Origin of the sequence: Herminiimonas glaciei, assembly GCF_042664955.1 — a bacterium.
Taxonomy (GTDB): domain Bacteria; phylum Pseudomonadota; class Gammaproteobacteria; order Burkholderiales; family Burkholderiaceae_D; genus Oxalicibacterium; species Oxalicibacterium glaciei.
In genome coordinates this window covers 80287-92788 of record NZ_JBHTBU010000001.1, presented here as the reverse complement: position 1 = coordinate 92788, position 12502 = coordinate 80287, and the positions used below count along the sequence as shown (strand labels likewise).

Below are 12502 nucleotides of genomic sequence, written 5' to 3'. Positions count from 1 at the left end.
ATTTGAATAAAAATCAGCCGTACTTTTTCTCGAAGTCTTTCATGAATGCGACCAAAGCCTGCACACCTTCAATCGGCATCGCGTTATAGATCGACGCACGCATGCCGCCGACCGAGCTATGACCTTTGAGTTGTACCAGCCCTTGTGCGTCCGCTTCGGTAATGAACTTGCCGTTCAGCGACTCATCCTTCAGGAAGAACGGTACGTTCATGCGCGAGCGATTCGCGGCAGGGACATTGTTCAGGTAGAAGCCAGTCGAATCCAGGTAGTCATACATCAATTTCGCTTTCGCGATATTGACCTGCTCCATCGCAGCCACACCACCCTGGCGTTTCATCCATTGGAAGGTCAGGCCGGCAATATAAATAGGATAGGTCGGCGGCGTATTGAACATCGAATCATGTTCAGCCACTTGCTTCCAGTCGAACGCGGATGGGCAAATAGGCAATGCATGGCCCAGCATGTCATCACGCACGATAACAATCGTTACACCGGCCGGGCCGATATTCTTTTGTGCGCCGGCATAGATCACCGCGTACTTGGAAATATCGATTTCACGCGACAGGATATTCGACGACATGTCCGCGACCAAAGGTACGTTACCAACGTCAGGCGTGAAGTCGAATTCGACGCCACCGATAGTTTCGTTGGTGCAGATATGTACGTAGGCAGCGTCAGGTGTCAGCTTCCAGGTATCGCGTGCAGGCACATAAGTGAAGTTCTTGTCTTCGGACGAAGCAGCTACATTCACCTTCGCGTACTTGTGCGCTTCTTCTATCGTCTTGCTCGACCAGTGGCCGGTGTTGACGAAGTCGATAGTCGCAGGTTGCGCTTTATGGCCAACCAGGTTCATCGGCACGATCGCGTTTTCTGCAATTGCACCACCTTGCATCAACAGCACTTTGTAATTATCAGGAATCGACAACAAGGAGCGCAAATCAGCTTTGGTTGTTGCCAGGATTTCCGTAAATTCCCGCCCGCGATGGCTCATCTCCATCACTGACAAACCGCTACCTCTCCAGTTTGTCATTTCCTCTGCTGCCTGCTTGATCACTTCTTGCGGCAATGCAGCCGGACCCGGCGAAAAGTTATACACACGCTTCATTATTCTGCTTCCTCCGTACCGGATTGATCGTCATCTACTTCTACATCTGATTCAAGTATGCGTTGCAGCCCGCTCAGCTTGGTGCCGTCTTCGACTGCAATCAGGGTCACACCTTGGGTCGCGCGACCCATCTCGCGAATTTCCGCCACACGGGTACGTATCAGTACGCCACCGGTGGTGATCAACATGATTTCATCGCTGGCATCAACCAGGGTCGCAGCGACAACTTTGCCGTTACGTTCACTGGTCTGGATCGCAATCATGCCCTTGGTGCCGCGGCCATGACGGGTGTACTCGGTGATCGGCGTACGTTTGCCGAAGCCATTTTCAGTTGCCGTCAAAACCGACTGCTGTTCGTTTTCAGCGACCAGCAAAGCGATAACCTGTTGACCTTCTTCCAGGTTCATACCGCGCACGCCACGTGCCGTACGGCCCATAGGACGCACATCGTTTTCATCAAAGCGCACTGCCTTGCCGGAATCCGAGAACAGCATGACGTCATGCTTGCCGTCGGTCAGCGCAGCACCGATCAGGAAGTCACCATCATCCAGGTCGACCGCGATAATGCCAGCCTTGCGTGGATTGCTGAAATCGCTGAGTGAAGTTTTCTTCACGGTGCCGAGGCTGGTCGCCATGAAGATGTAATGGTCTTCAGGGAAAGTACGGTTCTCGCCGGAGATCGGCAGGATCACGGTGATTTTTTCGCCATCTTGCAGCGGGAACATATTGACGATAGGCTTGCCGCGCGAGTTACGCGAACCCTGCGGCACTTCCCATACTTTCAACCAGTACAGACGACCACGATTGCTGAAGCACAGGATGTAATCATGTGTATTGGCGATGAAGAGTTGGTCGATCCAGTCGTCATCCTTGGTCGCCATCGCCTGCTTGCCGCGACCACCGCGCTTCTGAGCACGGTATTCGGAAATCGGCTGCGCTTTCATATAACCGGTATGCGACAGGGTCACGACCATATCCTGCGGTGTGATCAGGTCTTCGGTACCGAGGTCGGTAGCGTTCAGTTCGATGGTCGAACGACGTTCATCTTTATTGCCGATGCCGTATTCGTTTTTAGCCACGGTCAGTTCATCGGTAATGATGACGGTGACACGTTCCGGTTTGGCCAGGATGTCGAGCAAATCAGCGATCTGCTCCATGACTTCCTTATATTCATTAACGATCTTGTCTTGTTCCAGACCGGTCAGGCGTTGCAGACGCATCTGCAAAATTTCCTGCGCCTGGTCATCGGACAATTTGTACAAGCCGTCAGCCTGGATGCCATAGTGCTTGGGTAGGTTTTCCGGACGGAAGGCATTCACGCCGCCGACGCCTTCTTCACCGGTACGCGCCAGCATTTCACGCACCACGGACGAATCCCAGGCACGCGACATCAAATCAACTTTTGCGACTGGCGGTGTCGGTGCGGCTTTGATGATTGCAATGAAATCATCGATGTTTGCCAATGCAACTGCCAAACCTTCCAGTACATGGCCGCGTTCGCGCGCCTTGCGCAATTCAAATATGGTCCGGCGCGTCACCACTTCACGGCGATGCGACAGGAAGCATTCCAGCATCTGCTTCAGGTTCAGCAACTTAGGCTGGCCATCAACCAGTGCAACCATATTCATACCGAAGGTGTCTTGCAGCTGGGTCTGTTTGTACAGATTGTTCAGCACGACTTCCGGCACTTCATTGCGTTTCAGTTCGATCACGACGCGCATACCCGATTTATCGGATTCATCGCGGATGTCGGAAATACCGTCGAGCTTCTTGTCACGTACCAATTCCGCGATACGTTCCAGCAGCGATTTTTTGTTTACCTGGTACGGCAACTCGTCGACGATGATCGCGGCACGGTTTTCCTTGCCGAATTCTTCGAAGTGGGTCTTCGCGCGCATCACGACGCGACCACGACCGGTGCGATAACCATCGCGCACGCCGGATACACCATAAATGATGCCGCCCGTCGGGAAATCCGGTGCCGGAATGATTTCGATCAATTCATCGACCGTCGCATCCGCATTACGCAAGACGTGCAAGGCACCATCGATGACTTCAGTAATATTGTGTGGCGGGATATTCGTCGCCATACCGACCGCAATACCGGACGAGCCATTGATCAGCAGGTTGGGAATGCGCGTCGGCAGTACCGATGGCTCTTTTTCCTTGCCGTCATAGTTCGGTACGAAATCGACCGTTTCCTTGTCCAGATCAGCCAGCAACTCTCCGGCAATCTTGTCCAGGCGGCACTCGGTATAACGCATAGCTGCAGCGTTATCGCCGTCGATGGAACCGAAGTTACCCTGGCCGTCGACCAGCATGTAACGCAAGGAAAATGGCTGCGCCATCCGCACCAGCGTGTCGTAAATCGACGCGTCACCGTGCGGGTGGTATTTACCCATGGTTTCACCGACTACACGTGCGCATTTTACGAACGGACGGTTCCACACATTGTTCATCTCATGCATGGCAAACAAGACCCGGCGATGCACCGGCTTCAAGCCGTCGCGCACATCGGGCAAGGCGCGGCCTACGATCACGCTCATCGCGTAATCGAGGTAACTCTTGCGCATCTCTTCTTCGAGTGAAATAGGGATTGTTTCTTTAGCGAATTGATCCATTGGCGGTTCGTCTGGTCTTTGGCTAGGGGTTTTAATAATGAAGAATCGCTTGAGCGGTAAAGCTTAGTTACGGGCGATCCGGCAAATCGTAAGATTTTAACACGGCAGAGGCTTCCCCTCCCCGCTTTCGGCAATCCGCGCGCTTTCGCCTCGGTGACCATTGCAGCCACGTCGCCTGAAGAAAATATGTTTAAATGCTGACTGTCAAAAATATGCCTATTTTTTCAGCCCTCATCTAATTAACAAGAGAAAAACATGATCAACAAAGTGGTCCTTGGCTTGCTGCTTGGCGCCTCCTCGTCCTACGTCGCCGCGCAAACCGATATTCAGGTCCCGTCAAACAATGCATACACCCAGGATAGCCGCGGCGTCGTGACGCGCAGCGCCTTCGGCCTGTGCTGGCGTTCCGGCGCATGGACGCCGGGCGATGCAATAGCCGGCTGCGACGGTGCACTGGCATCCCCGATCCCGAACCCGACCGCGCCGGAAGTGGCCAGCCATCTGGACGGCAAGGTGGCACCAGCCGCCATTGCGGCAAATTCTTGTGATTTCACTATTGCACTGGAAAGCGACCAGACTTTCGGGCTGAACCAGGCAGTATTAAATAGAGCGGCCAAAAATCGCATCGACCACGATGTCTTGCCGAAGTTGACCGCATGCAATGGTGCCAGCGGCATGACCATTACCGGATACACCGATCTGCTGGGCAATGCCCGCGCCAACCAGGCCTTATCGGAAAAACGTGCCGCCGCAGTGGCCGACTATCTAAAGAAAAAGGGCGTGACGGTCAATATGAAGGTCGCCGGCGTCGGTGCCAGCCAGCCAGTCAAGGAATGTGACGCAAAATTAAACCGCACCAAATTAGTTGCATGTTTAGCACCAAATCGGCGCGTTTTGATAGAAATGCATAACTTGCCGAAATAAAAGAGTGCTTTTTATTAAAGATTTCTCAAAAACATGAACGTTTTTGATGTCCAAAGGTCAATGTTTTGCCAGGGGAAATATTTCTTAGCAAGCGTTGTTTAAACACAACGCTTTGGAAAAAACGTTAATTAGTCGATTTAGCAATCGTTCGTTGTAGTGGCGTGGTGTGGCAGAATGGAGTCAAGTTAAACCATTGCATGCGAACAATTTGTTTCATGTGGTTGTTGAAGCGCGTGTTAATATCCATTTCCGATGTCATTCACGTAATTTTGCGCAGTTTAGTCTGCGGATATCTCACTCGAGAGGAGAAAGAAATATGAATAAATTAGCAAAACTCGTCTTCGCTGCGTCCGCGATTGTCGCAATGTCTGCTCAAGCACAGACCGACATCAAAGCAAGCACACCTAACAGCGCTTATGCTCAAGCTACCAACGGTACGATCGTTCGCAATTCGACCGGTCTGTGCTGGCACACTGGCTACTGGACACCGGCTGATTCGGTTCCTGGTTGCGACGGTGCATTGGTTGCTGCTGCAGCACCTGCTCCAGCTACACCAGCTCCAGCAGTTGTTCCAGTTCCAACCTCGGAAAAAGTAACTTTCGCTGCTGACGCATTCTTTGATTTCGACAAAGCAGTGTTGAAACCAGAAGGCAAAGCTAAACTGGACGACCTGACCTCCAAGCTCAACGGCTTGAATCTGGAAGTTATCATTGCTGTTGGTCACACTGACTCGGTCGGTTCCGATGCATACAACCAAAAACTGTCGGTTCGCCGCGCAGAAGCTGTTAAAGCTTACCTGGTTGGCAAAGGCGTTGATGCGAAACGTGTTTACACCGAAGGCAAAGGCGAAAAACAACCAGTTGCTACTAACAAAACAGCTGCTGGTCGCGCACAAAACCGTCGCGTAGAAATCGAAGTTGTTGGCACACGCAAATAATTCGTTTCTTGCGAAATCTAAACCCCGCTCCGGCGGGGTTTTTTTTCGCCTATGCAAACAAGTACGCTCGCAGCACTTTCCAGTTATCATTTAGCCCATGAACGCCGATCCTTTAGAACTGAAAAAATTTAGCGATTTGGCCCATCAATGGTGGGATCCAACATCAGAATTTCGTCCACTGCATGAAATCAATCCGCTGCGACTCGGCTGGATCAATGGTCGTGCACCATTGGCAGGCAAAACTGTCGTCGATATCGGGTGTGGCGGCGGCATCCTGGCCGAATCCATGGCCAAGAGCGGTGCCAATGTCACCGGCATCGACCTGTCAGAAAAAGCACTGAAAGTAGCTGACCTGCACAGCCTGGAATCCGGCGTACAGGTACGCTATGAACTGATCGCAGCAGAAGACCTGGCCGAACGTGAAGCCGGTCGCTTTGATGTCGTGACCTGCATGGAAATGCTGGAACATGTGCCTGATCCGGCAGCCATCGTTGCTGCGTGCACCAAACTCGCCAAGCCTGGTGGCAAGGTATTCTTCTCGACCATCAACCGCAATCCGAAGGCATACCTGCATGCAGTCATAGGCGCAGAATACTTGCTGCGCATGCTGCCCAAAGGTACGCACGACTACGCCAAGTTCATCACTCCGGCGGAATTGTCACGTTTCGCGCGTGAATCTGGCCTCGATATCGATGCACTCAAAGGCATGGGCTACAATCCATTGACCAAGATTTATTCGCTAAACCAGGACACCAGCGTCAACTATCTGGTCGCCTGCACCAAACCCGCCTGATCTTCGGTCTACCGCCAGGCCTGTCACTTTGGCAGGCCTGACTTTCCTTACCTGTACAGAGCCCGCATGAAACTACGTACGCCACAAGCCATCCTGTTTGACCTCGACGGTACACTTGCGGACACCGCGCCCGACCTGGCCGGAGCAGTCAATCAATTACGCATCGCCCGCGGCCTGGAACCGACCGACTATGAACTGTTGCGCCCTACTGCTTCCGCCGGTGCACGCGGCCTGATAGGTGCAGCCTTCGGCCTGACGCCGCAAGATGCGGAGTACCCGGAATTGCGCGACGCATTCCTGAAGAATTACGAACAATCGATTGCGGTAGAAAGCCGTTTGTTCGATGGCGTCACCGAGCTGCTGGCGCAACTGCAGGCAGAAGGCATCGTCTGGGGCATCGTTACCAATAAGGTCAGCTACCTCACTGATCGCCTGGTACCGCAGATCGGCCTCGATCATGCCGCCTGCGTCATCTCCGGTGACACCGCCAGCCATCCAAAACCGCACCCGGCACCCTTGTTCGAAGCTGCCAAGCGCATCGGCATCGATCCTGAGCACTGCTGGTATGTCGGCGATGATTTGCGTGACATCCAGGCCGGCCAGGCTGCCGGCATGACCACCATCGCTGCCGGCTGGGGCTATTGTGGCAATATTGCACCGGCCAGCTGGAATGCCGATGCCCTGGCAGAATCTCCGGAGCAATTATTTACGTTGATTAATCGGTAAATACAGGCTCACTTGAATCTGCGGTGAATCACCCCATCTAATGAGATACAATGGCAATGCTTGGGGGCGACCTGGTTTCGACAGGGGTTGCAAAGCAGCGCAGGGCATACCGAGGACTGGTCACCTCGTAAATACAACCAGAAAAGTAATAACTGCAAACGATAACTCGTACGCACTAGCCGCTTAATAACCGGTTAGCTTCACACCGTTTCTTCCTTGGGGCGGGCTGGCAACAGCAGTGAAGTCATATACAAGGAATCGCGTCGTGCCGGGTCACTTGGCAAGACGTTAAATAATAGGTGACTCGCCTGTCCGAAGCGTGCGCGTCCGCGTCGTCCGGGTTAAATCAAATGGCAGCGCTAAGTATGTAGAACTGTCTGTAGAGTGCTTCTGGACGCGGGTTCGATTCCCGCCGTCTCCACCAATATACCTCTGAAAGCAACTTTCGGGAAACCACTGCAGACCACCGCAGACAAGAAATAGTTAATGGAATCATTAACTTAGGATAAAACGCAATTTTATCCCCTCATTTGCTTTTGGTCTGGAGTGGTTTATTTTGGTCTAGCGTTTGCGACAAATTTGCGACAACTTTCTGGCGCTTGCCAGAGTTTCCCGTTCTCGTATCCGACGGGTGTCTGTGCTACTTCACTACTCTATCTAGTTGATGTTTCGCATCAATTTGAATTAAAACAAAAAGACCTGTTTTAATACAACCAATTTACTTTCGAAACATTCGTTCTTAGCATATCAATGCTCAGCCAAATGTTACCCTGTTACCTCAGTTACCCACCGCCAATATAAGTAAGCTCCAGCTGTTTAAAGCTGTCACAAGTATTCAGTTTCCAACTTAGTATCTCGAAACGAATATTGAACCCTCATTCCATCTTGACTGCCAGTGCTTCAAAAATGAAGCCGACAAGTTGGCATCGTTCCAGACGACCAGCACGTTTTCACTATTCGATTTGGCAGCAGTATCAGCCTACCGCCGCTTAAATAAGCGCATACGCGTCTTCAGCGATGGCTTTGCTGACCGGCTACCGATATCCAGTTTTTCAATCATTTCCTGAAAAATCCTCTAAATGGAGTTACCAGGGTTTACTAGACACATCTGAGCCTATAAATTTATAGGTTATGCCCCGTGAACGTCAGATATTGTTTGCCTTCTTGGATTTTTTCCGGGCTTCACGCGCCATCCTGCGTCGCTCGGCTCGGTTCATTGCGGTGCCAGACTCGTACTCGTAGAATTTCGGTCCGCCAAAGTTGAAAGGCATTGGAAACTCGTGACCTTTTCTTCCGAAGTACTGCACATCCTCGGTCGGCGCCTGTAGTACATCGAGCTCTCCCATCGTGTCCTTCCAAATTGCGGATTCCTCCCGGCTCAACTCTTCAGTGAGGTCGACGTACAGGAAATCTTGGGAGGCTAAAAGTACAGTCATGAAAGAATTATGTCGCCGCTATCCAAAATTCGGCACGCCTAATGGCTTTCAGCATCCTGTTCTATATGTCCATCTTGTTGAGCGCGCAAAGTTAATAGATGTGTACATCGGTGTGCTACGTGCGCTGGGTGACCCCGCTCATCGAATCGGCACAGAGAAAGAATTGCGATATAGAACCAGAGATTTACTTGCGGCGGCTGGGGTTAAATTACTTATTTTTGATGAACCTCATCATCTTACGGAAGCCCGTAGTGACGGAGCCAGATTAGGACTTACTCAACTCGGAAAGTCTTTAATTGATGACGGTCTTTGTGTAGTGTTTTCTGGAGTTAAAAGCGTCGACGACTTAGTGGCCGAAAGCGACGAGCTGGCACGTCGATTTCGTGGAAAATTAATTTTGGGACCTTATCGAGCATCAAACAAGACTGACATCGAAATTCTTAGAACGTTTTGTAATGTCTTAGGGGGCAGGCTCAAATTTGTCGACCCCATTGCTCTGGGCACTGAAAATGTTTGGTTCGGTCGCCTATTGGCAGCTTCTAACGGTCTCGTTGGTGTTATCTCTCAAATCGTTAGGCAGGCAGAGTCTAGAGCACGCCAAGCTGGGGATTCACAACTAAAAATGAAACATTTTTCTATGGCTTGGAAAAATTTTTCTCGCTCAGGGGAAGAACGCCTTCAACACTTAAAAAGTGTTGAAGGAACGCGGTTAATTGACGTTTTTGCTGCCGACGACAAAACCATGATGGACATCGTAGGTCGCCTTCAGCACAAAGGTTGAATAATTGAAACCCGACTTTCCAACCCGTTCTGCTCTTGTCGTATCAGCCCTTCGTTATCGAGACGAATCCGTGCTCGGCTACTTATTACGTTTAGGAGAGTTAAATGGATACAGCTCTCTACGCATCATTAAAAAACTTATTTCTGATTATACGAATACGCCATTGTTCATACGACCTTCAATAGTGTCAAAAAGTGAAGTTGTTGCAGCAATCGCGAAACTCGCAAACATTGATGAAGGCGAGTTAATGCAAAGTAAATGGAAAACTATTAATTCAGCTGCGGGACGTTATTTTAACGTTCAAGGTACATCACTACCACTCGATGCATTAATGGAAGAGCGTGCGCAGATTTGCCCAAAATGTCTTGAAGAGCATGGATATTTGAGAGAAGCCTGGGACCTCTCCGGTGTGACAGTGTGTGCGCTTCATAAAATTGCTCTAATCGATATTTGTCCTGATTGTAAAAAGCCATTGAGCCACGCTCGAACTCCTATGACACTTTGCTCTCATTGCAAAAGAGACTTAAGGTACATACCAACAGAGCAAGTGAGCGACCAAGAAGTAACGCTTTCAGAATACTTTTCTGCACTAGCACCATACCGAATTAAGATTGCAGACGATGGTCTGTCCCGGTCGCAATGGACACAAGGTTAAGCACTGAGTGCTGATTGGCGTTGCTCGAATTCCGTTGGGGTCAAATATCCTAATGTCGAATGGCGGCGATGATGATTGTAAAACCGAATGTAGTCAAACACGTCTGAACGCGCTTCGTCATAGCTCCCGTATCGGGTCAAGTACACCCGCTCTGCCTTGAGTGAACGGAAGAAGCTTTCCATAGCTGCATTGTCCCAACAATTACCTGCTCTGGAGTGACTGGGGACGATGCCATGACGCTTGAGTAGGTTCTGGTAATCAAATGCACAGTACTGGCTGCCACGGTCAGAATGTAATAGAACTTCACCCGTTGGTTTGCGTCGTGCTACCGCCATCGTCAATGCAGCATGAACGAGTTCCTGTTGCATGCGATGATGCATCGCCCAGCCCACCACTGAGCGTGAGTACAGGTCCAGCACCACTGCCAAGTAAAGCCATCCTTCACCAGTACGGATATATGTCATATCCGACACCCAGCGTTGGTTGATGCATGCCGCACCGAATTGTCTTTCCAGCAGATTGGGGGCCACTGGCAGAACATGCTTACCGCCAGTGGCAGGCGTCCAACGCTTGCGTGAACGCACTCTGATGCCGCCTTGTTGCATCAGACGCGCAACCCGGTGACGGCCACATGGCAGGCCTTGTGCCATCAACTCTGCATGGATTCGGCGGTGTCCGTATATCCCATTGACTTCGGCATGCACCAGCCGTATTTCGCGAAGCAACTTGCGGTTAGCCATCTCTCGCATCGAAGGCTTCCGACGCAGCCATGCGTAATAGCCGCTACGGGAAACCCGGAACAGCACACACATCGGAGCGACCGGATAACGTTCAGTCAGGGCCTCAATGGCCCGAAACTTCACTTCGTGGGTTGCGAGAAGATGGCGAGCGCTTTTTTTAAGATGTCGCGCTCCATGGTAACGCGGGCTAGGTCATCGCGAAGGCGCTTAAGTTGAGCCGCTTCGCCGCTCTGCTTACCACGCCCCGGAAAGGCATCGGGTCCAACATCTTGAAACTGCCGTTTCCATTTGCCCAACAGTGCTTCGGTGATATCAAGCGCATGCGCAACATGACGCAATGGCGTGCCGGCAAGCACCTGCTCAACAGCATCTCGCTTGAATGATTCGGGATAAGTACGTCTGGTCTTGGTCATAAACATAACTCCTGGGTGGGCATTATCCACCTTAAGTTAGTGTCCACCTAGACCGGGACAGACCACGATATATGTGTTGAAAACGCAGAGTCGCTTTTTGGAATTGCCCAAATATGTTCGTTTAGCGTTATTGACTTCATATGGGAAGATTGGACAATCAAACAATTTTCCATTATGTCTGTTGCCTCTCGTAGGCGGGCTTTAAATCGCATCATCGCTTCAATGGATGACGGCATAATCGATGCAGAAAAATTGCATGAGAACTTAATAGAACACGTCGCGCATCGTATGCCTTACCTCCCTTATGAGATTGCAACGATGCCACTAAAAAAATTCGTAATGGCAAGCGCGTTTCTTCCTTTAAACATACGTCTCGTTTTGGGCGGTGGCAGCGTTAACCTAAATAGAAAAACTGCAGCAGAATTTTATGATTTACGACCTCCGCAGCTTGCAACTGTTAAAGAGGTGCGGTCATTTTTAGAGTGTTCTCAAAATGAATGGGATTGGTTATTAAAGAAGAAATATGTGACGTTGCCACAAGCAGAGCATAATTTTGATGCCGACCAAGTCATGGATGCGAAAAGCCGGCTGGCGATGTTTTATACCTTCCATGAGATGGATGTACGTTTTGGTGTGCCTGGTTTAACTGAGCGTCTAGTAGAAAATAAGATTTTGCATGATGTGAGTGGCTATCGTAACTCTTACTATCTCGTGGACATGCACGATGTAGGTCAAGTACTCGACCATATACGCACAGCCTGCATACAAAGCGGCCTGCCGAAAAGCAGTGATGCCGTCAGAGTTTCGGAGACTGCATTTGCAAAGGCACATCCCGAACGAGCATATGCGAATCTGTTTGGGCGTCTTCTTGACTCCGTTATTCCTTTCGCGGAATGGCGACCTCCTTATCGTCTGAATGATTTTTGGATAACAAGCAACGAGCTGTCTCTGCTGAGTTCAACAATATAGTTATTAACTATTTACGCAAATAGTTCTGCCATCTACAGATAAAATTTCTCAGATTAACGATATGACCACACCTTACGAACGCACCTGCTCTCTTATTCTTGCAAATGATTTGTTAGATTATTTACTAGACAGCATCAACTCAGAGGTTCCGGAACCCGCACGTCTCCTCGCCTCACACATTAGAAAACACTACCCGAATAACTCAGAACTGCAAGCGATAGCGGATAGTGCAGTCCGGGGTGCAGCCACGAGTCCTTTGCTCGAGCCTTCTGCATTCTCAAAAATTTGAGCCGATTCCCGATATTTTGAGCCGATTCTCGATATTTTGAGCCGATTCTCGATAATTTGAGCCGATTCTCGATAATTTGAGCCGATTCTCGATAATTTGAGCCGATTCTCGAT

At 50.4% G+C, this 12502-nt stretch carries 13 protein-coding genes and 1 other RNA gene; 9 read left to right on the top strand and 5 right to left on the bottom strand.

From position 1 onward, the window contains the following. Nucleotides 1-13: 13 nt before the first annotated feature. A complete protein-coding gene (gene serC / locus ACFQPC_RS00450; RefSeq protein ID WP_382269704.1) occupies nt 14-1105 on the bottom strand; it encodes a 3-phosphoserine/phosphohydroxythreonine transaminase in 1092 nt (363 codons plus the stop codon). Then, nucleotides 1105-3726, bottom strand: coding sequence for a DNA gyrase subunit A (gene gyrA / locus ACFQPC_RS00445; RefSeq protein WP_012080526.1), 2622 nt, complete (start codon nt 3724-3726; stop codon nt 1105-1107). Before gyrA ends, serC begins: the two co-directional genes overlap by 1 nt. Nucleotides 3727-3981: 255 nt before the next feature. On the opposite strand from gyrA, the gene ACFQPC_RS00440 reads away from it, so the two are divergent. The 5 genes from ACFQPC_RS00440 to ssrA all read left to right on the top strand — a co-directional run bounded on the left by ACFQPC_RS00440 (nt 3982) and on the right by ssrA (nt 7530). After that, complete coding sequence (locus ACFQPC_RS00440) at nt 3982-4650, top strand: OmpA family protein (RefSeq protein WP_382269703.1); 669 nt, start codon at nt 3982-3984, stop codon at nt 4648-4650. Between the two features lie 316 nt (nt 4651-4966). Then, complete coding sequence (gene ompA, locus ACFQPC_RS00435) at nt 4967-5587, top strand: outer membrane protein OmpA (protein WP_382269702.1); 621 nt, start codon at nt 4967-4969, stop codon at nt 5585-5587. Between the two features lie 97 nt (nt 5588-5684). Beyond that, a complete protein-coding gene (ubiG, locus tag ACFQPC_RS00430) occupies nt 5685-6380 on the top strand; it encodes a bifunctional 2-polyprenyl-6-hydroxyphenol methylase/3-demethylubiquinol 3-O-methyltransferase UbiG (RefSeq protein ID WP_382269701.1) in 696 nt (231 codons plus the stop codon). A gap of 66 nt (nt 6381-6446) precedes the next feature. Then, nucleotides 6447-7106 carry an HAD family hydrolase gene (locus ACFQPC_RS00425; RefSeq protein WP_012080530.1) on the top strand — a complete coding sequence of 220 codons (660 nt, stop codon included), beginning with the start codon at nt 6447-6449 and terminating at the stop codon, nt 7104-7106. A gap of 62 nt (nt 7107-7168) precedes the next feature. Further along, nucleotides 7169-7530, top strand: a transfer-messenger RNA (tmRNA) gene (ssrA, locus tag ACFQPC_RS00420). Between the two features lie 721 nt (nt 7531-8251). Here ssrA and ACFQPC_RS00415 read toward each other — a convergent pair. Then, nucleotides 8252-8542, bottom strand: coding sequence for a hypothetical protein (locus ACFQPC_RS00415; RefSeq protein WP_382269700.1), 291 nt, complete (start codon nt 8540-8542; stop codon nt 8252-8254). Here ACFQPC_RS00415 and ACFQPC_RS00410 point away from each other — a divergent pair. Next, the gene (locus tag ACFQPC_RS00410; RefSeq protein WP_382269699.1) at nt 8541-9323 is read left to right on the top strand and encodes a TniB family NTP-binding protein; all 783 of its coding nucleotides are present in this window, start codon (nt 8541-8543) and stop codon (nt 9321-9323) included. The genes ACFQPC_RS00415 and ACFQPC_RS00410 overlap by 2 nt on opposite strands. 4 nt (nt 9324-9327) lie before the next feature. Continuing rightward, nucleotides 9328-9978, top strand: coding sequence for a TniQ family protein (locus tag ACFQPC_RS00405; RefSeq protein WP_382269698.1), 651 nt, complete (start codon nt 9328-9330; stop codon nt 9976-9978). Here the strand turns inward: ACFQPC_RS00405 and ACFQPC_RS00400 are convergent. Next, nucleotides 9975-10841, bottom strand: a complete 867-nt coding sequence (locus ACFQPC_RS00400) for an IS3 family transposase (protein WP_382269697.1) — start codon at nt 10839-10841, stop codon at nt 9975-9977. The two genes, ACFQPC_RS00405 and ACFQPC_RS00400, sit on opposite strands and share 4 nt — an antisense overlap. Continuing rightward, nucleotides 10838-11131 carry a transposase gene (locus ACFQPC_RS00395; RefSeq protein ID WP_382269696.1) on the bottom strand — a complete coding sequence of 98 codons (294 nt, stop codon included), beginning with the start codon at nt 11129-11131 and terminating at the stop codon, nt 10838-10840. The genes ACFQPC_RS00400 and ACFQPC_RS00395 overlap by 4 nt, the downstream gene beginning before the upstream one ends. A gap of 222 nt (nt 11132-11353) precedes the next feature. On the opposite strand from ACFQPC_RS00395, the gene ACFQPC_RS00390 reads away from it, so the two are divergent. Both ACFQPC_RS00390 and ACFQPC_RS00385 read left to right on the top strand, forming a co-directional pair. Beyond that, nucleotides 11354-12100, top strand: a complete 747-nt coding sequence (locus ACFQPC_RS00390; protein WP_382269695.1) for a hypothetical protein — start codon at nt 11354-11356, stop codon at nt 12098-12100. A 61-nt stretch (nt 12101-12161) separates the two neighbouring features. After that, complete coding sequence (locus tag ACFQPC_RS00385; protein ID WP_382269694.1) at nt 12162-12389, top strand: BPSL0761 family protein; 228 nt, start codon at nt 12162-12164, stop codon at nt 12387-12389. The last annotated feature ends 113 nt before the right edge of the window (nt 12390-12502 follow it).

What these genes read in the sequence shown, in the direction of transcription:
- serC (WP_382269704.1), bottom strand. Translation starts at nt 1,105, where the DNA reads ATGAAGCGTGTGTATAACTTTTCGCCGGGTCCGGCTGCATTGCCGCAA.
- gyrA (WP_012080526.1), bottom strand. Translation starts at nt 3,726, where the DNA reads ATGGATCAATTCGCTAAAGAAACAATCCCTATTTCACTCGAAGAAGAG.
- ACFQPC_RS00440 (WP_382269703.1), top strand. Translation starts at nt 3,982, where the DNA reads ATGATCAACAAAGTGGTCCTTGGCTTGCTGCTTGGCGCCTCCTCGTCC.
- ompA (WP_382269702.1), top strand. Translation starts at nt 4,967, where the DNA reads ATGAATAAATTAGCAAAACTCGTCTTCGCTGCGTCCGCGATTGTCGCA.
- ubiG (WP_382269701.1), top strand. Translation starts at nt 5,685, where the DNA reads ATGAACGCCGATCCTTTAGAACTGAAAAAATTTAGCGATTTGGCCCAT.
- ACFQPC_RS00425 (WP_012080530.1), top strand. Translation starts at nt 6,447, where the DNA reads ATGAAACTACGTACGCCACAAGCCATCCTGTTTGACCTCGACGGTACA.
- ACFQPC_RS00410 (WP_382269699.1), top strand. Translation starts at nt 8,541, where the DNA reads ATGAAAGAATTATGTCGCCGCTATCCAAAATTCGGCACGCCTAATGGC.
- ACFQPC_RS00415 (WP_382269700.1), bottom strand. Translation starts at nt 8,542, where the DNA reads ATGACTGTACTTTTAGCCTCCCAAGATTTCCTGTACGTCGACCTCACT.
- ACFQPC_RS00395 (WP_382269696.1), bottom strand. Translation starts at nt 11,131, where the DNA reads ATGACCAAGACCAGACGTACTTATCCCGAATCATTCAAGCGAGATGCT.
- ACFQPC_RS00390 (WP_382269695.1), top strand. Translation starts at nt 11,354, where the DNA reads ATGGATGACGGCATAATCGATGCAGAAAAATTGCATGAGAACTTAATA.
- ACFQPC_RS00385 (WP_382269694.1), top strand. Translation starts at nt 12,162, where the DNA reads ATGACCACACCTTACGAACGCACCTGCTCTCTTATTCTTGCAAATGAT.